This window comes from Marinobacterium aestuariivivens, assembly GCF_042661465.1.
Classification (GTDB): Bacteria; Pseudomonadota; Gammaproteobacteria; order Pseudomonadales; family Balneatricaceae; genus Marinobacterium_A; species Marinobacterium_A aestuariivivens.
On the sequence record NZ_JBHSWE010000001.1, the window covers coordinates 3,440,907 to 3,460,085 of the forward strand.

Below are 19,179 nucleotides of genomic sequence, written 5' to 3' on the forward strand. Positions count from 1 at the left end.
TTCACCCCTTCGGGGCATCAGTCCAACCTGCGGTCAAAGCCCCTTGACGGCGAAGATGCCCGGCGCATTACGCCAGTAGCCCTTGTAATCCATGCCGTAACCGAAGACATAGCGGTCTTCGGTTTCGAGTCCGACGAAATCGGCCTTCAGGTCCGGGCGTGCCTTGCGGTCATGCTTCTTGTCGATCAGCACCGCGGTGAACACCTCCCCGGCGCCCTCGCGGCGGCAATAATCGACGATCTCCACCAGGGTGTGACCCTCGTCGAGGATGTCGTCGATGATCAGCACCGGGCGGCCGCGGAAGTCCACCATCGGCGGCACCTTCCATTCCAGCGCATGACCGCTGGTGCTGTTGCGGTAGCGGGTCGCGTGCAGGTAGCTCGATTCGAGCGGAAACTCGAGCCGGGTCAGCAGCTTGCCTCCAATGACCAGGCCGCCGTTCATGATGCTGAACAGCACCGGGTTGCGGTCGCCCAACTTTTCGCTGATGGCTTCGGCCATCGCATCTATCGATGCCTCCACCTCGGCTGCGCTGTGCAGCAGGTCGGCTTCGGCATATACCTGTCGGATATGGTCCAGATCGGTTTCGGTCATGGTTCTTGTCGGTTGCATCAATGGAAAAGTCCGCGGGCCCCGGCAGGCACCAGGCCAGCGGTTAGTAGTCCAGCGGTTAGTAGTATAGCCGCGCGCGCCTGGGCGGGGGCGGGCGAAGAAAAAGGCCTCAACGATACTGTCCGTTTGGTCAAAAGGCAAGATGACAAAGTGGCCGACTTTGGCTAGGATTCACGCACTTTTCGCGGCACCCTACCGGGTGCGGAAGTGGGCGCCCGCTTACCCGGTGGGTGCCAGGACAGAGACTACAGAGGGTTATCGATGAGCGTCCATGAAATCCGACATCCGCTGGTCCGGCACAAGCTGGGTCTGATGCGGTCCGCCAAACTCAGCACCCGCAGCTTCCGCCAGCTGGCCTCGGAAGTCGCCTGCCTGCTGACCTACGAGGGTACCAAGGACCTGGAGCTGGAGACCTACGAGGTCGAAGGCTGGTGCGGAACGGTCCAGGCCGAACGGATCAAGGGCAAGAAGATCACGGTGGTGCCAATCCTGCGTGCGGGCATCGGTATGCTCGATGGCGTGCTGGAGCTGGTACCCAGTGCCAAGATCTCGGTGGTCGGGCTTTACCGCGACGAGAAGACCCTGGAGGCGGTACCCTATTTCGAGAAGCTGGCCCATGACATCGACGAGCGCATGGCGCTGATCATCGACCCGATGCTGGCGACGGGCGGCACCCTGGTCGCGACCATCGACATGCTGAAGAAGGCCGGCTGCAGCACCATCCGCGTGCTGGTGCTGGTGGCGGCGCCCGAGGGTATCGCAAAGGTGCAGCAGGCTCATCCCGATGTCGAAATCTTCACCGCCTCGATCGACGAGCGGCTCAACGACCAGGGCTACATTATCCCGGGACTCGGCGACGCCGGCGACAAGATTTTCGGCACCCGATAGGAGCGGCGGATGAATAACCCTGGCGAATACCGGGTCACCGGCTGGCGCAGCGCGCTGGCCGGATCCCAGATGCTTTTCGTAGCCTTCGGCGCCCTGGTGCTGGTGCCGCTGCTGACCGGGCTGAATCCCAGCGTCGCGCTGTTCACGGCCGGCGTCGGCACCCTGATTTTCCAGATCGCCACCGGCCGCACCGTGCCGGTGTTTCTGGCGTCCTCCTTCGCCTTTATCGCCCCCATCATCTACGGCGTCCAGACCTGGGGCATTCCGGCGACAATGGGTGGCCTGATGGCGGCCGGTGTGCTGTACCTGCTGCTGTCGCTGGCGGTAAAGCTGCGCGGCGTCGGGTTCATTCATCACCTGATGCCGCCGGTCGTTACCGGGCCGATCATCATGGTCATCGGGCTGGGTCTGGCACCGGTGGCGGTCAACATGGCGATGGGCAAGACCGGCGACGGTGGCGCCGAGCTGTTTCCCTACGCCGAGGCGATGACGGTGTCGATGGCCGCACTGGTGACCACCCTGGTGGTGGCGGTGTTCGCCCACGGCATCTTCCGCCTGGTGCCGATTCTCTCCGGCGTGCTGGTCGGTTACCTGGTGGCGCTGCTGCTGGGCATGGTGGACTTCACGCCGGTCGGGGAGGCGGCCTGGTTGTCGGTGCCGGCCTTCGTGACCCCGGAGTTCAACTGGCAGGCGATCCTGTTCATGCTGCCTGTGGCGATCGCGCCGGCGATCGAGCATGTCGGCGATGTCCTGGCGATCAGCAGCGTCACCGGCCGCGACTATCTGAAAAAACCGGGGCTGCACCGCACGCTGCTGGGCGATGGTCTGGCGACCTCGACGGCGGCGTTGCTGGGCGGGCCGCCCAACACCACCTACTCGGAAGTCACCGGTGCGGTGATGCTGACCCGCGCCTTCAATCCGGCGGTGATGACCTGGGCGGCGATCTTCGCCATCGCGCTGGCGTTCGTCGCCAAGGTCGGCGTGCTGCTGCAGACCATTCCGGTGCCGGTGATGGGGGGATCCTCATTCTGCTGTTCGGATCGATCGCGGCGGTGGGCATGAACACCCTGATCAAGGCTCATGTGGATCTGGCCGAGCAGCGCAATCTGGTCATCGTCGCCACGGTGCTGGTGTTCGGTATCGGCGGCATGGTGATGGGGCAGGGCGCCTCCAGCCTTCAGGGCGTGGCGCTCAGCGGCATCGCCGCGATCGTGCTGAACCTGGTGCTGCCCCGCGCGAAACCCGACCGGGACGACCTTGGCGAAGAGAAAGAGGTGGTCGACGACATTATCGAACACAGCCGCTGACAGCGGGCCGGCCCCTGTGCAGGGGCCGGCCCAACTTGACGATCCGGGCCTCAGTCAGTACCTTAGCTGCTTTTTTGCACATGCGAAAAGTCATGGACGACTCCTGACCGGCCTGGTGCTCGGACCACCCCGACGTTGCCGCCTGTGCGGCGATTTCCGTTTCGCATCAGCGGCCGCCGGCCGGTCTCTCCCGTGTTGCCGCATCTGCCGTGCGCACCGACTTCTCCGCGTTCCGGACAGCATCCGTAGCGCCGTTCCCCGATATGCTGACAGGTAACAGATGATTAACTCGATAAAACGCGACTGGTTCTCCAATCCGCGCGGCGACCTGCTCTCCGGCGCCGTGGTGGCGCTGGCACTGATCCCCGAGGCGATTGCCTTCTCGATCATTGCCGGCGTCGACCCCAAGGTCGGCCTCTATGCCTCCTTCTGTATCGCCGTGATCATCGCCTTTGCCGGCGGTCGGCCCGGCATGATCTCCGCCGCCACCGGCGCCATGGCGCTGCTGATGGTGACCCTGGTCAAGGAGCACGGGTTGCAGTACCTGCTGGCGGCGACGCTGCTGACCGGGGTGTTCCAGATCATCGCCGGCTATCTGAGGCTTGGCAGCCTGATGCGTTTCGTCTCCCGCTCGGTGGTCACCGGCTTCGTCAACGCGCTGGCGATCCTGATCTTCATGGCGCAGCTGCCGGAGCTGACCAATGTCAGCTGGCATGTCTATGCGATGACCGCGGCGGGGCTGGGGATCATCTATCTGTTCCCCTACCTCACCAAGGCGGTGCCGTCGCCGCTGGTCTGCATCCTGGTGCTGACGGCCGTCTCGATGGTGCTGGGGCTGGACATCCGCACCGTCGGCGACATGGGCGAGCTGCCCGATACGCTGCCGATCTTCCTCTGGCCCGAGGTGCCGCTGAATTTCGAGACGCTGCAGATAATCCTGCCCTACGCACTGCCGCTGGCGGTGGTCGGCCTGCTGGAGTCGATGATGACCGCGACCATCGTCGACGACCTGACCGATACCACTAGCGACAAGAATCGCGAGTGCAAGGGGCAGGGCATCGCCAATATCGGCGCCGGCCTGCTGGGCGGCATGGCCGGTTGCGCCATGATCGGTCAGTCCGTGATCAACGTGAAGTCCGGCGGCCGGACCCGGCTGTCGACGCTCTTCGCGGGCATTTTGCTGCTGATTCTGGTGGTCTTCCTGGATGAATGGGTGGCGCAGATTCCGATGGCGGCCCTGGTGGCCGTGATGATCATGGTATCGATCGGTACCTTCAGCTGGGATTCGCTGCGCAACCTGAAAAAGCATCCGCTGTCGACCAATATCGTCATGGTCGCAACCGTGGCGGTGGTCGTGGCGACCCACAACCTGGCCTACGGCGTCTTCGTCGGGGTGCTGCTGGCGGCGATGTTCTTCGCCAACAAGGTCGGACATTTCATGCGTATCGACGCGAGCATCGATGCGCCGGGGCGCGTACGGGAATATCGGGTCAGCGGGCAGGTGTTCTTCGCCTCGGCCGACAAGTTCATTGCGGCCTTTGATTTCAAGGAAGTGCTCGATAAAGTGGTGATTGACCTGACCCAGGCGCATTTCTGGGACATCACCGCCGTATCGTCGCTCGACAAGGTGGTGATCAAGTTCCGGCGGGAAGGTACCGAGGTCGAGGTCTGCGGCCTGAACGAGGCCAGCTCGACCATCGTCGACCGCTTCGGTGTTTACGACAAGCCGGGCACCGCTGAAGACCTGATTGGGCATTGAGTGCCATAGTTAACAGCTAACAGCTCGAATAGAGGGATCGACATGAAGCAAGTACTGGCCTGTATCGGTGCCACTGCCTCCTCGGCCGCCGTCTGCGATTGCGCGGCCTGGGCCAGTGAGCGGCTGGAAGTTCCGCTGACGCTGCTGCATGTGCTCGATCGCAGCGAATATCCCACAGAGGTCGATCTGAGCGGCAATATCGGCCTGGGCAGTCGCGAGCACCTGCTCGAAGAACTTGCATCTCTTGACGAGAAGCGCGGCAAGATCGCGATCGAGGCCGGCCGGGCGATGCTCGATGCCGCCAGCGAAAGGGTCCAGGCGGCGGGCCGGCAGGCGCCGTCGCTGCTGCAGCGTCACGGCGACCTGGCTGAAACTCTGGCCGGGCTCGAAGCCGATATCCGGCTGCTGGTAATCGGCCTGCACCGCAGCCAGGCCCACAGTCCCGGCATGCCGATTGGCAGCCATGTCGAGAGCGTGATCCGCACCATGCACCGGCCGATCCTGGTGATCCCGGGGACGTTCGAGGTGCCCGGGAATCTGATGCTGGCTTTCGATGGCAGCGAGACAACCCGCAAGGGCGCGCAGATGCTGGCGCAGAGCCCGCTGTTCCGCGGGCTGCCGATCCATCTGGTGATGGTCGGCGAGAATGCCGAACGTCAGGCGGCGCTGGACGAGGCCGGAGCGACGCTGGAACAGGCCGGTTTCGAGGTCAGTCGGGCGGTGCTCGAGGGCGATGCAGAGCCGGCGCTGCACGCGTATCAGCAGCAGCACGGTATCGATCTGCTGGTCATGGGCGCTTATGGCCATTCCCGCATCCGCCAGTTCCTGGTCGGCAGCACCACCCGCAATATGCTCAACAACAGCGCCGGTCCGGTATTGCTGCTGCGCTGATCGTTGCGATCGCCGGCGCTTTGTGCCGGCGGTGTGACAAGGCCCCGGGCGTTGAATACAGCGCGCCGGGGCCTTGTCGTATCAGGGCGCCATTTCGTCGGAGCGGTCCCAGAGGTTGGGCAACTCGTCGTTCGAATAGCCGGAGATGAAACGCTTCTGTTCGCCGCTCCGGGGGTCATAGCTGTGGCGGCTGACGGCACCGATATTGGCGCCATAGACATGGATGCTGACGGTCGGCTCGTCCGTCAGCGCATTGGAGACCCGGTGCACATCGCCGATGCGCGGCGAGACCAGGTCGATGCTGCCCGGGTGAAGGTCATGGCTGCCCAGGGCCAGCAGCTTGCCGCTCTGGGGGTCGGGGGCGAACTCCTCGCAGCGCTCGACGCCGCGCAATACGCCGACCATGCCCCAGACGGTATGGTCGTGAACCGGCGTTTGCTGGCCGGGCCCCCAGACGAAACTGACGACGGAGAACCTTTCCATCGGATCGCAGTGCAGCAGGTACTGGCGATAGCCGCCTGAATCCGGTCGGCTGTAGGCCTCCGGCAGCCAGTCGTCGTGGCGGATCAGGTCGGCCAGCAGCTTTTCGCCGGCATCGAGCATCCGGGCCTCGTCGTCACCGGATTCATTGACCAGGGCTGTGAATGCCTGAATGAAATCTCGAAGGCGGGAAAGATTCGACATGCTCTTCTCCTTTGCATTGACTACTGTGCAAGCCTAACAGAGCCTCGGGCTTTCTGCGTGACAGGGATCAACTTCCGGTTTCGGCTGTCAGCCCCAGCACGATATCGAAACGGGCCGAAAGCTCATCGGGCGAGTCGGGCAGCGGCACGAAATCGACCAGGACGGTTTCCCGAACGGCCGGATCGCGGATGCGGTTGAGCAGCACATCCCGGGCGTTGTGCGGCTCGCCGCGGATATAGCACTGGGTCGTGAAGCGGGGCTGTCCCGATCTCGTCACGGCGATATGAATATGGGGTGTGCGCCCGGGGTAAGGCACTGGGCGGACGGTACGGAAATAGTATTCTCCGCTGCTGCCCGTCTCAAAGCGGCCGTAGCCCTGGAAATGGCGGTCACGGCGCTCGGCGCCGAAGCTGCCGCTGTGAAGATAGACGCCGTTGGCATCGACTTGCCAGATCTCCACGAGGGCGCCGCGCAGTGGCCGGCCGTGCAGGTCGAGGATGCGCCCCCGCAGATGAGTGACAGCCCCACTGGCCGGCGTCAAGCTGTCTTCTACGATGATCAGGTCATTGTCACGGTCCAGTGGTAGCCGGTCGGGGTAGAAGGGACCGGCAGACTGGCGCACCGTGGCTGTCAGCTGTTCGGCAAGCACGCCCGGTACCCAGAGTTTTGACGTAACCAGCAGGGTAAAGCCGGCGCTCAGCCGGCCGAGTAGACGGCGACGATCGGGGGAGTGGGAAGGCATCAGGATCTCCGGTGATTGCGTATAACCCTATCCAAAGCATAGCTCGACGGGGCTCTATACTGTGACGCGTGACAAGTGACGGGTGACGGGGCATGGGCGAGGTTCTGATACAGGCGCAGGATATCTGCAAGTCGTACCGCACAGGCCGGGAAAGCGTCAGGGTGCTGCACGGGCTGTCGCTGGAGCTTCGTCGCGGGGAGGCGGTGGCGGTGGTGGGGCCTTCGGGAGCCGGCAAAAGTACCCTGTTGAACCTGCTCAACGGCCTGCTGCAGGCCGATAGCGGTCAGCTGCAGCTGTTCGGCCGGGATACGGCGTGGCTCGACGACAACGGCTGGTCCGAGTGGCGACGCACGCGCATTGCTACCCTTTTCCAGGAAGGCAACCTGATTCCGACCCTGACGGTGGCCCGCAACCTGGCCTTTCGCTGCGCCCTGGCCGGCCGTGAGACCAATGGCGAGCAAAAGTTGCTCGAGGCGCTCGACATCGATGCCACCGCCGACCGCTATCCCGATCAGCTGTCCGGCGGTCAGCGCCAGCGCGCGGCTCTGGCCTGCGCCTTCGCGATGCAGCCGGCGCTGATGCTGGCCGACGAGCCCACCGGCAGTCTCGACGAGAACACGGCCCGGCGGGTGATGCCGCTGTTCTTCGATGCCGTTCGCGAGCGCGACCTCGGCGCGCTGATCGTGACCCACAATACCGAGCTGGCGCGTCGCTGCGACCGGATGCTGGAGCTCAGGGACGGAGTGCTGAGGCCATGGGACTCGGTTACGTCTTCCTGAGCCACTACCGGCGTCATCCGGGACAGCTCGCAGGTCTGCTGCTGATCCTGATCTGTGCGGCGATGCTCTGGAGCGGCGTACAGTCGCTGACCGACCGCGCCGCGCGTTCGGCGAGCGGGGCCCGGACGGCGCTGGAGCCGCTGCTCAGTCTGATACGGCTGGATGGCCGGGCCGTCACCGCAGAGGACTTCGCGCGCCTGCGTCTAGCCGGTTTCTGTATCACGCCGCGGCTGGAGGTTCGCTTTCCCGGCACGGACCGACCGCTACTGGTCGGTATCGATCCGTTCAGCGCCGCTTGCCTGCGACAGCCGCAGCGGCAAGCGCCGGTTGTCGCCACGCTGATCGACGGGCTGGACCTGCCGCTGCTGCTCGGCAGCCCCGGGACCTGGCGCGCTGGCGCCAGCAGGCGCCGCCGGGCGATTACCGACTGCAGGCGGTCGAGGGCGTGCCGTCCGGCCGGTTGCTGGCCGATATCGCCGTCGTGGCGGACCTGCAGGAACAGGGTGATGCCCGGCTGTCGCTGCTGCTGCCGGCCGCCGCCCTGGACGACCGGCGCCTGCCCGCAGGCTATGACGTCGAGGTCGAAGACTATGGCGTTGAGTCGGAACCGCTGGTCGACGCCTTCCTGCTCAGTCTCGATGCACTGGCACTGCTGGCGCTGTTGGTGGCGGCGCTGCTGGTGCGCAGCGTCTACCGTTTCGCGCTGGAGCAGCGTCGGCAGAGCCTCGTGATCCTGCGTCGCATCGGCGTGCCGCGCTGGCGTCTGCGTCTGACGCTCGGCGCAGAGGTGCTGCTGCTGGCGCTGGCGGGCGGTTCCGCCGGCGTCTGGCTCGGCGGCCGGCTTGCGGCGGTGCTGGCCGACGGCTTCCGCAGCACCCTCAGAGGTCTCTTCGACGTCGACAGCCTCGCCGCGACAGCGCCGCCGCTCGAGGCCTGGCTGGGCATGCTGGCGATCCTGGCGCTGCTGACGGCCTGGGCAGCGCTCGATCTGTTGCGCACTGGTCGAGGGCGGATAAAGGCGGTGGCTCAACACTGGTTGGCTGCCGCGGCGCTGCTGCTGGTCGGTCTACCGGTGCTGATACTGGCAGGCCGGCTGTGGCTGATATTCGTCGCCACCGGCCTGAGTCTGGCCGGTGCGGGCATGTTGCTGCCGCAGCTGCTCGGCCGCCTGCTGGCCGTTCTCGAACGGCGTAGCCGGCGTCCTCTGCTGGAGTGGTCCTGTTCGGAAATGCGGGCGCTCTGCCGGCTGCTGTCGCTGCCGCTGATGGCGCTGGCCTTCGCCATCGCGGCGGCGATCGGCGTACAGGCCATGGTGGCCGGGTTCGAGTCGACCTTTTCCCGCTGGCTCGATCAGCGTCTGCAGGGCGATCTCTACATCGATCCCGGCCGTCCGGTTGCCGTCGCTGACTGGGTGGAACGGCTGGATGCTCTGCCGGGTGTTACGGCGGTATTGCCGATGGTACGCGGGCGTGGGCTGCAGGATGCCGTATCGGTCGATGTGCTGGCGGTGGATCCGGCTTCGCCGCTGCTGCGTGGCTGGCGTTTCCTCGATACCCTGCCGGAGCCTTGGGTGTCGCTCGAACCCGAAGGCTTGATGGTCAACGAACAGCTGGCACGTCGCCGCGGCTTGGCGCCGGGCGACCTGGTGACCATCCGGCTCGGGCGGAGCGAGCAGCGTCGGCGACTGATCGCCATCTACGCCGACTACGGCCGTCCCGCAGGCGAACTGCTGCTGCCGCTCGCGGCGCTGCCGGCCGATCTGCCCGGGCGACAGGTCAGCTTCGTGCTGGGCCTGGGGACCGCAGCCAGCGACGACTGGCGTCGCTGGCCCGAACGCCGTCCCTGGCTGGCCGGCAGTCGGTTGCGCGACCAGGCGACGTTGAAGGAGGGGCGCGGGCGGCCTTCGAGCGTACATTCCAGATGACCCGGATCCTGACGGTGCTGACACTGGTGCTGGCCGGCACGGCACTGGGATTGATGGCGCTGGCGATCTTCCGGCTGCGCCAGCACAGCTACAGTCTGCTCTACGTCTACGGCATAGCAAGACCGCGGCTGCGCCGGCGGCTGCTGGCCCATGCGATGCTGCTCACCGGGATGCTGGGGGTACTGTCGACGCCGCTGGGCATCTTCCTCGGCTGGGTTCTGGTGGCCCGGGTCAACCCCGCGGCCTTCGGCTGGGCGCTGCCGCTGGAGCTCTATCCCGGCTTCTGGCTGCAGGTCTGGCTGGCCTGCCTGCTGATCGGCGCGCTGGTCGGGTGGCTGCAGGGCGATCCGGTCAGGCTGGAGACGTTGAAAAATGAATAGCACGATACGCACGGCCATAAAAAGACGCGGGGGCTGCTCCTCTCCCGTCATGGGCTCCCTGCATCGACTGCGCCGCCTGGGCGGGCTACTCTGCATCCTGCTGTTAGCGGGCTGTGGCGAGCCGTCCGGACAGCAGGACGGTATGGAGTCTCTGAGCGAACCGCTGCAGGGCTTTACCCTGGCCGCTCCGGGGATGGCGATCGAACTGCCTCGGGACCTGGGGCCGCATCGCGACTTCCGCCTCGAGTGGTGGTATCTGACCACCAATCTGCAAAGCCGCGACGGCAAGCGCTTCGGCGTGCAGTGGACGCTGTTTCGCGTCGGTCTGCGCCCCGGTCCCTACCACGACCGGGCGCCAGACTGGCGCCGCGACGAAGTCTGGTTCGCCCACGCGGCCCTGAGCCGTCCCGATGACCATCGTTTCGCCTCCCGCAGTGGTCGCGGCGGTACCGGTCAGGCCGGTGCTGTGGCGAACCCCTTCCGGGCCTGGATCGACCACTGGCAGCTCGACGGCAGCCAGCGCCCCTGGTCGCTGAGGGTAGCGGCCGACGACTTCCGCTATCGCCTGCAGCTACAGCCGCAAAAGCCGCCGGTCTTCCATGGCGACCGGGGATTCAGCGCCAAGTCGGCCGATGGCGGCGGTTCGATGTATTTCAGCTATCCGTTGCTCGAGATCGACGGCGAACTGGAACTCGACGGCGAGCGCTTCGAGGTGGCCGGGCGGGGCTGGTTCGACCGCGAGTGGAGCAGCCAGTATCTGCAGCCGGATCAGCAGGGCTGGGACTGGCTGGCGCTGCATCTGGACGACGGCCGTCAACTGATGCTGTTCCGCATCCGCGGCAGCGAGCCCTATTACACCGGCACTCTGGTCGCGTCGGACGGCAGCGCCCGTCCGCTCGGTGCCGACGATTTCAGCCTGCAGCCGAGCCGCTATCGCGACAGCCGCTTCGGGCCGGTACCGGTGGACTGGCGCCTCGAGCTGCCCACCGCGGGTTTGAGTCTCGATATTCGCTCCTGGCCCGGAGACTACTGGAACCCGGGGCGCCTGCGCTATTGGGAGGGGCCGGTCCGCGTCAGTGGCAGCAGTGACGGGGAAGGCTATCTGGAGATGACCGGTTATGGCGATTGAACGTCACTGCGGGTGATCACGGCGCCCGGTTCGCGCTATCCTTGAGCGTCCGCTTCAAACATACTGCAGCAGGGATGACATGACGCTGTTTCTTCAGCTGGCCTGGTTTTTCCGCCGCCACTGGCGCACCTATCTGCTGGCCCTGCTGATGCTGGCGGCCGTGGCGGTGCTCAACATGCTGGTGCCCTGGCTGATCGGGCGGGCCATCGACAGCCTGGTCGCCGGCTCCACCGGAGGGCCGGGCAGCCTGACCGGTTATCTGCTGATACTGCTGGTGCTGGGGCTCGCGGTCTATGGTCTGCGCTTCGGCTGGCGGCTGATTCTGTTCGGTACTTCCTATCGCCTGGGCAACCTGTTGCGGGCGCGTTACTACCAGCGCCTGACCCGCCAGGGGCAGGCGTTCTACAACCTTCACAATACCGGCGACCTGATGGCGCGCGCCACCAACGATATCGACGCCATCGAGCTGGCGGCCGGCGAGGGCGTGCTGTCCGGGTTCGACGGCCTGCTGACCTTCGTGCTGGTCCTGCTGATGATGTTCGTGGTGATTGACTGGCGGCTGGCGCTGGTGGCGCTATTGCCCTTTCCGCTGATGGGCCTGGGCTTCTATCGTATTTCCAGCGCCATTCACCATCAGTTCCAGCGCGCGCTGGAACAGTTCTCGCGGCTCAACGACCGGACCCAGGAAGCGCTGTCGGGGATTCGGCTGGTGAAAGCGATGGGGCGCGAGGAAGCCGAGAGCCGCACCTTTTGCGAGATTGCCGAGGAGGCGGCGCAGAGCAACTATCAGGTCGCGCGCAGCGAAGCGCTCTACGAACCGGTGATCTTTCTGAGCATGGCGGCGGCACTGGCGCTCAGCGTCGGTTTCGGGGCCTGGCTGATCGTGCAGCAGTCGCTGACCATCGGTGCCCTGGCCAGCTTCATCATGTACCTCGGTCAACTGATCTGGCCGATGTTCGCTTTCGGCTGGCTGCTCAATATCGTCGAACGCGGCAGTGCGGCCCTGAAGCGGGTCGACAGCCTGCTGAAAACGCCGGACAGTATCGGGGACAGCGGCGAACGGCTGCCGGATGGCGCCGATATCGTGGTTCAGGGGCTGGGTTTCAATTATCCCGACAGTCGCGAACCGGCGCTGAAACAGATCGACTTCAGCCTGCCGGCCGGTACCATGCTGGGGCTGGCAGGGCCCACCGGCGCCGGCAAGAGCACCCTTATTCAGCTGCTGATGCGCTACTGGGAGGCCGGCGAGGGCGAGATTCATCTTGGCGGTCAGCGTCTCGCCGGGCTGCGGCTGTCGGAGGTGCGCGGCAGCTTTGCCTACGTGCCCCAGGACGCCTTCCTGTTCAGTCTCAGCATCGCCGAGAATATCGCGCTGGCATGTCCCGATGCCGCGCCCGCCCGGATCGAGGCGGCGGCGCGTCTGGCCGCGGTGCACGAGGATATCCTCGCCTTTCCCGACGGTTACGCCACCCTGGTCGGCGAACGCGGCGTCACCCTTTCGGGCGGTCAGCGTCAGCGCCTGGCGATCGCCCGGGCACTGCTCACCGATGCGCCGGTGCTGGTTCTGGACGATGCGCTCTCGGCCGTCGACGTGCATACCGAGCAACGCATCCTGGAGGCGCTGGCGCGGAAACGTCGCGGCAAGAGCTGCATCGTTATCAGCCACCGACTCTCGGCGCTGCAGCGGGCCGATGAGATTCTGGTGCTGGCCCATGGCGAAGTGCTGGAGCGCGGCCGGCATGAAGAGCTGGTGCAGCGGGACGGCTGGTACGGCCGGATGCTCGCCTATCAGCAGCTGGAGGCATCCCTCGATGAACGCTGACCGCGAATCCCTGGCCAAAGCCGATCGCCGCGGTGCGTTCCGGCTGCTGAGCGAGCACATTCTGCGCGACCGGCCGCTGCTGGCCCGGGCGCTGTTGTTGCTGCTGCTGGCGACCGCGGCGGACGTTGCCGGGCCGATGCTGATCAAGGTCTTTATCGACGATCATCTGCTCAGGGAAGATTTCGAGCCCCGTGCGCTGGCGCTTCTGCTTGCGGCTTATCTGTCGACCCAGCTGGCGGCCGCCTGGCTGCGCTACCGGCAGACGCTGCGTTTTTCCCAGATGGCGCTGGGGGCGGTGCTGGATATTCGCGAACGGCTCTTTGCCCATGTGCTCAGGCTGCCGGTGGCCTTCTTCGACCGGGCGATCACCGGTCAGCTGGTGAGCCGGATCACCAACGATACCGAGGCGATCAAGGATCTTTACGTGCAGTTCCTGGCGGTGGTGCTGACCAATCTGATTCTGCTGGTCGGCATCATCGTGGCGATGGGGCTTCTGGATGTCCGCCTGATGCTGATCTCGCTGCTGCTGGTGCCGACCGTGGTCGGCGTCATCTACCTCTACCAGCGCCTCAGCGGACCGGCCGTGAGCGAAACCCGGCAGCTCAGGTCCGACATCAATGCGTCGATCAGCGAATCGATCGCCGGGATGCCGGTGATCCAGGCCGGCAATCAGCAGCAGCGCTTCTGTTCCGGCTTCGGGCAACTGAACGAGCGCTACTACCGGGCACGGATGAAGAGCATTCGCGCCAGTGCCCTGCTGTTGCGTCCGGCCATCGATCTGCTCAGCATCCTGGTGCTGATCGGCGTGATCTGGGGCTTCGGCGTGCAGGTCCAGGCCGGTGTCGCCGAGGTCGGGGTGCTCTATGCTTTTCTCAATTACCTCGGCCGCTTCACCGAACCCTGGCCGAGATCACCCAGCGCTTCAACCTCTACCAGCAGGCGATGGTGGCCGGCGGCCGCGTCTATCATCTGCTGCAGGAGCATGAGCAGTCGTGGCACGAAACGCCGGCACGGATCAGTGCGGGTGCGGTCTCGATCCGGGGGCTGGACTTTCATTACAGCGCGGACAAGCCGGTGATCAGGGCACTCGATCTCGAGATACCGGCCGGCGGCTTCCATGCCATCGTCGGTCATACCGGCAGTGGCAAGAGCACGCTGCTCAATCTGCTGCTGAAGTTTTACCGTCCCTCGGGCGGGGAGATCCGGATCGATGGTCAGCCGCTGGAGGATATTGGCCGCGAGGCGATGCGCAGCGGCATTGGCCTGATCCCCCAGGAGCCTTTCGTGCTCGCCGCGAGCATTCGCGACAATATCGACATGGGGCGGGGGCTTCCCGCCGCCGCTATCGAGCGGGCTGCGCGCCAGGCGCACCTGCATCGGCTGATCGAGTCGATGCCGCAGGGGTATGACAGCCTGTTGGGCGAGCGCGGTACCCGTCTCTCCACCGGACAACGGCAGCAGCTGATCATCGCCCGGGCGCTGGCGGCTGCGCCGCGCATTCTGTTGCTCGACGAAGCCACAGCCAGCGTCGACAGCGAAACCGAACAGGTGGTGCAGCAGGCGCTGGCCGAACTGCATGGCGAGGTGACGATGATCGTGGTGGCGCACCGCCTCTCGACCATCCGCCAGGCGGACCGCATCCTGGTGTTGTCCCATGGCGAATGTGTCGAGGCCGGCTGTCACGACGAACTGATGGCGTTGCCGGAGGGACTGTACCGCTCGATGTACCGGTTGCAGCAGCAGGCGCACCGCATCGAGGAGATGGCGCTCTGACGTCCAGGACGCCGCCAACAAGTCCCGCTGTCTTCGGCGAACTATTTTCGGTTTCTGCAATCTATTGATACCCATTGGGTTTTCTATCCGATGAAGCCTTCAATACTTTGCTGTCAGTCCCTTTTTCAGGCACTGGCCACCGTCCGCATCATCTCGGGTGCCAGCGACCGTGGCCGCAGCCACAAGGAGAGAACACGATGAGACGAAAGGTCCGTTTTCTGGCGATGCTGATGTTGGTTGCCCTGTCCTTCGGTACAATGGCGGCCCTGCCGACGAGCGACCCGCAGGGGCGCGAGCTGCCGTCGCTGGCGCCGATGCTGGAGCAGGTCAATCCGGCGGTGGTCAACATCGCCACCTATGCCCGTCAGCAGGAGCAGAATCCACTGCTCAGCGATCCCTTCTTCCGGCGCTTTTTCAATATTCCCGATGAGCAGGCACGTCCCCGGGCTCAGCGTCGTCAGGCCAGTGCCGGGTCTGGCGTGATTCTGGATGCCGGTGGCGGCACCATCGTCACCAATTTCCACGTGATCAAGGGCGCCGACGAGATTCAGGTGTCGCTGGTGGATGGCCGCACTTTCGAGGCGGAGCTGGTCGGGGCCGATCCCGAGGTCGATATCGCGGTACTCAGGATCGAGGCCGATAACCTGTCCGAGGTGAAGATGGCCGATTCCGACAGTCTGCGGGTCGGCGACTTCGTGGTTGCGATCGGCAACCCCTTTGGCCTGGGCCAGACCATCACCACCGGGGTGGTCAGCGCCCTGGGCGGACAGGCCTCGGCATCGAGGGCTACGAGGATTTCATCCAGACCGATGCGTCGATCAATCCGGGCAACTCCGGCGGTGCGCTGGTGAATCTGCGTGGCGAGCTGGTGGGCATCAACACCGCCATCATCGCGCCGGGAGGGTAATGTCGGTATCGGTTTCGCCATTCCGGTCAACATGGCCCGCACCAGCGTCGAACAGATCGTCGAGCATGGCGAGGTCAAGCGCGGCCAGATCGGGGTCGCGATCCAGGACATGAACCCGGCACTGCGCAAGGCGTTCAAGCTCGGCAACGGTCAGCACGGCGTGCTGGTGACCGATGTCAAAAAGGACTCCGAGGCCGACAAGGCCGGGCTGCAGGCCGGAGACCTGATCATCGCGGTCAACGGCAAGCCGACGCCGACGACCGGTGAGCTGCGCAACAGTATCGCGTTCAGCGATATCGGCGAGACCGTCAAGCTGAGGGTGCTGCGCGACGGTGATGAAATGGACGTCGAAGTGGTGGTCGGCGAGCCGCAGAAACTGGCCGGCAGCGGGCTGCATCCTCTGCTCAAGGGCGTGACACTCGCACCAAGTCCGGAGGGTGGGGTCAAGATCGTCGAGATGGCGCGGGACTCCCAGGCGGCGATGAGCGGACTGCGTCCCGGTGACATTCTCCTGAGCGTCAACCGCGTCAAGGTGTCGACGGTCGAGGCGGTCGAAGAGGCGCTGTCGCAGGAGCAGGATCAGGTGCTGCTGCAGGTCCAGCGCGGCGCCGGCGTGTTCTTCCTGGTGCTGCGCTGACACCGACCCGCTCCCCCGCGCTGGCGGGGAGCGGGCCCGGTCAGCGGTTCTCCAGCCGGCTATAGTCGAGTATGCCGGCTTCCAGCGGCCGCAGCGCGCGGTAGTCCCGGTGCAGGCGGTCGCTGTACTGCCAGAAGCCGGACGCGGTGCGGCGCAGGCCGTAATGGTCCAGTGTCTCGCTGTAGGCACTCTCCGACCTCAGCTGTGACAGCCTCTGCACGAAATCGGCCACGCTATCCGCCTCGACGCGGAAGAACTGGTTCGGATAGACTCCGAGCACGCCATTGGCCAGAATCAGGCTGTCCTCTTCCGGCAGACGCCGGTCCTTTTCATTGAACAGCTCGGATACGTTGCTGTGGGCGCTGTTGTGCAGCAGCGTGAAGTACCAGCCTCCGTTTCCAGGCGCGTCGACCCTGATCAGCGATATTTCCGGAAACAGTGCCAGTTGTGAGCCGGAAACGGACTCCAGCCTGCTCAGCTGGTCAATCAGGGCAGGCGGTGCCTGGCTGTCGCGAGGCCTGTAACCGGCGGGCTGCAGCGGTGCGAACTCGGCCCGCAGCAGCGCGTAAAGTTCAGGCAGCGGCTCGTCGCTGCTGTAGCGGATCGCGGAATCGCCGCTGTAGAGTATCCCCTCGCCGAACAGGTATCCCTTGATATGGGACAGGTAATCCTGCACGTGCTGCCCGGCCTCGCGATACCAGTGATCCCGTGCCGCCTTTCGCGCGTTGCGCGGCAGCAGGGTGAGGAAGTTGAACTCCGATTCCATGCGTAGAAAATCCATGTACAGGCGGCTGCTGAGCTGGTGGCCGACGTTGCCGTAAACATCGAAGCCGGCCACCAGCAGGTAGTGAATCCGTTCCAGCGTCGGGTAGCCGATCAGCCAGGCGGTCTGGGGCGTGTCGCCCAGCAGGCCCTGAATCACCGAGGCACTGTCGAAATGGCGAAAGACGGTAAGGCTGGCATTGGGATTGTCGCCGTCGCCATCCCAGAGATAGTCCAGGGATGGCGGAATGCGACGTGCCAGCTGCCGGACCATGCGGCGTTTGGCTTCCAGGTAGTCGGCCTCGGCTTCGGCGTAGCGGATCCAGTTGAACAGGCCGGCGGTGCTTTCCGACGGCAAGCGCAGGTTGTCGCGCTGTTCGGCGAGAAAATGGGCCTCGCCCTCGGCCTGCAGCAGGTCCGGATCAACGAAGAATACCCAGAAATGATCGTTGATCACGTTCAGGGCCACCTGGCCGCGACAGACCGGGCTCTTGATAAAGCCCTGAAGGGTGAAGCCGGCTTCGTCGAGCATAAAGCGGTAGCGGCTGCGCACCGGTATGGCCTCGAAGGAGACGAAAGGGTTCGACGCCTTATCGGGGTTGTAGCCGGGCAGTTTTTCAACGCGATAGTCGGCGTCGAGAAACAGCTGCCGCCAGCGCTGCTGACGCTGCGGGTTCAGAGCATAGGGCATCTGGGTCTTGGCCAGGCGGGCGCCCTGAGCCGGCAGCAGCCGGTAATAGACCCGCTCGACACCGGGATCGTCGTACGGGCGGCGGCTGGCGATGGCACGGACCGGTTGCCCCGGTGGGGTGGCGGAGCGTACCAGATTAAAGAAGGTGCGCTCCGGCTGTCCCGCGTCGAGCTGGTCGAAGTGAAGGCTGGCAATGAAGAGGTGCTCATAGATATAGCGGCTCATCAGCCGGGCCTTGTTCGAGGGCTGGTTGAGAAAGGCTTCCCAGCTGGCGATGGCGTCCCGATAGTGATTTTCGGGCCAGCCCGGCCCGCGCCCCGGCGCGCCGGCTTCAAGCCAGCGCACCAGGGTGTCATGCTCGTCCGCGGGCAGTGCCGGCAGACCGTAGGGCATGCCCCAGAGCGGGTGGTCGCGGGCGAAAGCGTCGAACTCGCCGGGCGCGGGGCAGTACTGGTCCCGGTTCAGGGACAGGTCGAAGCTGTCTGGCAGCCGCTTGTCGCCGGGCAATGGATGCTGCTGCTTAAGCTCCAGCATGCGCCTCATCAGGCCGGCGGGCTGTCCGGGGCCCGGCAGTACCGCATGAAAACCCTTGCTGCGCCAGGCCGCGATGCCTTCGGCATCCTGGAGCCGGGTCAGGGGGCGGCGATCAGCCGGGTGACGTCATAGATTCTGTCCGGATGGGCCCCCCGCTCAACACCTTCCCAGGCACCGAGCTTGAGCTGGCAGGGGGCGTCGTAACAGCCATGGCAGACCACGCAGCGACGCTCGAGTATGGGGCCTATATCGCGCAGATAGTCCGGCGTCGCGCCCAGGGCGGCCAGGGCCGGCAGGCTCAGGAGGATGGCCGGCAGCCGGACCGGCCCCCAATGCAAAGGGGCTCTCGCATCGGCCCAGGGGCTCTGTTTCATGCGTGGCATCCGGTTGAAGGGCGTCGATAGCAGCATAGCCGTGAATGGCCGTGGCTTCATTGCGGGCGCGTTTTGTGCTTCTATCGCAGGGACCACTATCGAACAGGGATGCTTCCATGCCTTATGCGCTCACTCTGCACCTGCTGGCCGCCGTTATCTGGGTCGGCGGGATGTTTCTCGCCTATGTCTGTCTGCGCCCGGTGGCCGCCAGTCTGCTGGAGCCGCCGCTGCGGTTGCCGCTCTGGTCGGCGCTGTTCGGGCGTTTCTTTCCCTGGGTCTGGGCGGCGGTGGTTCTGCTGCTCGTGACCGGCCACTGGATGATCGCGCTGTTCGGCGGTTTCGCCGCGGTGGGCCTGCATGTGCATATCATGCTCGCCACCGGCTACCTGATGATCGCGCTCTTTCTACATCTGTACTTCGCGCCCTTCCAGCGCCTGAAAAGGGCGGTCGCCGCTTCGGAATGGCCGGTGGCGGGTATCCAGCTCAACCAGATCAGGCGCATTGTCGGCATCAATCTGATACTGGGGCTCGTTACGATAGCCAATGCGGTCGCCGGACGCTTTCTCTACGCCTGACACTATACT

20 protein-coding genes and 1 pseudogene are annotated in these 19,179 nt (G+C 65.1%); 16 read left to right on the plus strand and 5 right to left on the minus strand.

From position 1 onward, the window contains the following. Positions 1-33 precede the first annotated feature (33 nt). A complete protein-coding gene (locus ACFQDL_RS17920; protein WP_379910222.1) occupies positions 34-594 on the minus strand; it encodes a hypoxanthine-guanine phosphoribosyltransferase in 561 nt (186 codons plus the stop codon). Positions 595-873: 279 nt separating this feature from the next. On the opposite strand from ACFQDL_RS17920, the gene upp reads away from it, so the two are divergent. The 4 genes and pseudogenes from upp (at position 874) to ACFQDL_RS17940 (ending at position 5,457) form a co-directional block, all read left to right on the plus strand. Then, positions 874-1,500, plus strand: a complete 627-nt coding sequence (upp, locus tag ACFQDL_RS17925) for a uracil phosphoribosyltransferase (RefSeq protein ID WP_379910223.1) — start codon at positions 874-876, stop codon at positions 1,498-1,500. Positions 1,501-1,509: 9 nt separating this feature from the next. Beyond that, positions 1,510-2,807, plus strand: a pseudogene (locus tag ACFQDL_RS17930) (uracil-xanthine permease family protein). A 280-nt stretch (positions 2,808-3,087) separates the two neighbouring features. Beyond that, positions 3,088-4,566 carry a SulP family inorganic anion transporter gene (locus tag ACFQDL_RS17935; RefSeq protein ID WP_379910224.1) on the plus strand — a complete coding sequence of 493 codons (1,479 nt, stop codon included), beginning with the start codon at positions 3,088-3,090 and terminating at the stop codon, positions 4,564-4,566. Between the two features lie 42 nt (positions 4,567-4,608). Continuing rightward, positions 4,609-5,457 (plus strand): universal stress protein, encoded by an 849-nt coding sequence (locus ACFQDL_RS17940; RefSeq protein WP_379910225.1) that lies wholly within the window; start codon positions 4,609-4,611, stop codon positions 5,455-5,457. 81 nt (positions 5,458-5,538) lie between these two features. Here the strand turns inward: ACFQDL_RS17940 and ACFQDL_RS17945 are convergent, their stop codons facing one another. Both ACFQDL_RS17945 and ACFQDL_RS17950 read right to left on the minus strand, forming a co-directional pair. Beyond that, positions 5,539-6,141: a cysteine dioxygenase family protein gene (locus ACFQDL_RS17945; protein WP_379910226.1), complete on the minus strand. Its 603-nt coding sequence runs from the start codon at positions 6,139-6,141 to the stop codon at positions 5,539-5,541. Between the two features lie 67 nt (positions 6,142-6,208). Next, a complete protein-coding gene (locus tag ACFQDL_RS17950) occupies positions 6,209-6,883 on the minus strand; it encodes a dioxygenase family protein (RefSeq protein WP_379910227.1) in 675 nt (224 codons plus the stop codon). A 92-nt stretch (positions 6,884-6,975) separates the two neighbouring features. On the opposite strand from ACFQDL_RS17950, the gene ACFQDL_RS17955 reads away from it, so the two are divergent. The 11 genes from ACFQDL_RS17955 to ACFQDL_RS18005 all read left to right on the plus strand — a co-directional run bounded on the left by ACFQDL_RS17955 (position 6,976) and on the right by ACFQDL_RS18005 (position 16,234). Further along, positions 6,976-7,662 (plus strand): ABC transporter ATP-binding protein, encoded by a 687-nt coding sequence (locus ACFQDL_RS17955; protein ID WP_379910228.1) that lies wholly within the window; start codon positions 6,976-6,978, stop codon positions 7,660-7,662. Further along, complete coding sequence (locus ACFQDL_RS17960; RefSeq protein ID WP_379910229.1) at positions 7,638-8,393, plus strand: hypothetical protein; 756 nt, start codon at positions 7,638-7,640, stop codon at positions 8,391-8,393. Before ACFQDL_RS17955 ends, ACFQDL_RS17960 begins: the two co-directional genes overlap by 25 nt. Continuing rightward, positions 8,342-9,586: an ABC transporter permease gene (locus ACFQDL_RS17965; protein ID WP_379913150.1), complete on the plus strand. Its 1,245-nt coding sequence runs from the start codon at positions 8,342-8,344 to the stop codon at positions 9,584-9,586. Before ACFQDL_RS17960 ends, ACFQDL_RS17965 begins: the two co-directional genes overlap by 52 nt. Continuing rightward, positions 9,583-9,966, plus strand: a complete 384-nt coding sequence (locus ACFQDL_RS17970; RefSeq protein WP_379910230.1) for an FtsX-like permease family protein — start codon at positions 9,583-9,585, stop codon at positions 9,964-9,966. The genes ACFQDL_RS17965 and ACFQDL_RS17970 overlap by 4 nt, the downstream gene beginning before the upstream one ends. Continuing rightward, positions 9,959-11,095, plus strand: a complete 1,137-nt coding sequence (locus tag ACFQDL_RS17975; RefSeq protein WP_379910231.1) for a lipocalin-like domain-containing protein — start codon at positions 9,959-9,961, stop codon at positions 11,093-11,095. Before ACFQDL_RS17970 ends, ACFQDL_RS17975 begins: the two co-directional genes overlap by 8 nt. A 79-nt stretch (positions 11,096-11,174) precedes the next feature. Continuing rightward, positions 11,175-12,917 carry an ABC transporter transmembrane domain-containing protein gene (locus ACFQDL_RS17980; RefSeq protein ID WP_379910232.1) on the plus strand — a complete coding sequence of 581 codons (1,743 nt, stop codon included), beginning with the start codon at positions 11,175-11,177 and terminating at the stop codon, positions 12,915-12,917. Beyond that, complete coding sequence (locus ACFQDL_RS17985; protein ID WP_379910233.1) at positions 12,907-13,995, plus strand: ABC transporter ATP-binding protein; 1,089 nt, start codon at positions 12,907-12,909, stop codon at positions 13,993-13,995. The genes ACFQDL_RS17980 and ACFQDL_RS17985 overlap by 11 nt, the downstream gene beginning before the upstream one ends. Beyond that, entirely contained in the window at positions 13,992-14,690 is a 699-nt protein-coding gene (locus ACFQDL_RS17990; RefSeq protein ID WP_379910235.1) for an ATP-binding cassette domain-containing protein, read from the plus strand. Before ACFQDL_RS17985 ends, ACFQDL_RS17990 begins: the two co-directional genes overlap by 4 nt. A 197-nt stretch (positions 14,691-14,887) precedes the next feature. Beyond that, positions 14,888-15,541: a trypsin-like peptidase domain-containing protein gene (locus ACFQDL_RS17995; protein WP_379910236.1), complete on the plus strand. Its 654-nt coding sequence runs from the start codon at positions 14,888-14,890 to the stop codon at positions 15,539-15,541. Further along, the gene (locus ACFQDL_RS18000; protein ID WP_379913152.1) at positions 15,508-15,597 is read left to right on the plus strand and encodes a trypsin-like serine protease; all 90 of its coding nucleotides are present in this window, start codon (positions 15,508-15,510) and stop codon (positions 15,595-15,597) included. The genes ACFQDL_RS17995 and ACFQDL_RS18000 overlap by 34 nt, the downstream gene beginning before the upstream one ends. Before the next feature lie 31 nt (positions 15,598-15,628). Continuing rightward, the gene (locus ACFQDL_RS18005; RefSeq protein WP_379913154.1) at positions 15,629-16,234 is read left to right on the plus strand and encodes a PDZ domain-containing protein; all 606 of its coding nucleotides are present in this window, start codon (positions 15,629-15,631) and stop codon (positions 16,232-16,234) included. A gap of 40 nt (positions 16,235-16,274) precedes the next feature. Here ACFQDL_RS18005 and ACFQDL_RS18010 read toward each other — a convergent pair whose 3' ends face one another. After that, complete coding sequence (locus ACFQDL_RS18010; protein WP_379913156.1) at positions 16,275-18,323, minus strand: fatty acid cis/trans isomerase; 2,049 nt, start codon at positions 18,321-18,323, stop codon at positions 16,275-16,277. Continuing rightward, positions 18,320-18,595: a hypothetical protein gene (locus ACFQDL_RS18015; RefSeq protein ID WP_379910237.1), complete on the minus strand. Its 276-nt coding sequence runs from the start codon at positions 18,593-18,595 to the stop codon at positions 18,320-18,322. Before ACFQDL_RS18015 ends, ACFQDL_RS18010 begins: the two co-directional genes overlap by 4 nt. A gap of 116 nt (positions 18,596-18,711) precedes the next feature. On the opposite strand from ACFQDL_RS18015, the gene ACFQDL_RS18020 reads away from it, so the two are divergent. Continuing rightward, positions 18,712-19,170: a CopD family protein gene (locus tag ACFQDL_RS18020; protein WP_379910238.1), complete on the plus strand. Its 459-nt coding sequence runs from the start codon at positions 18,712-18,714 to the stop codon at positions 19,168-19,170. Positions 19,171-19,179: the final 9 nt, after the last annotated feature.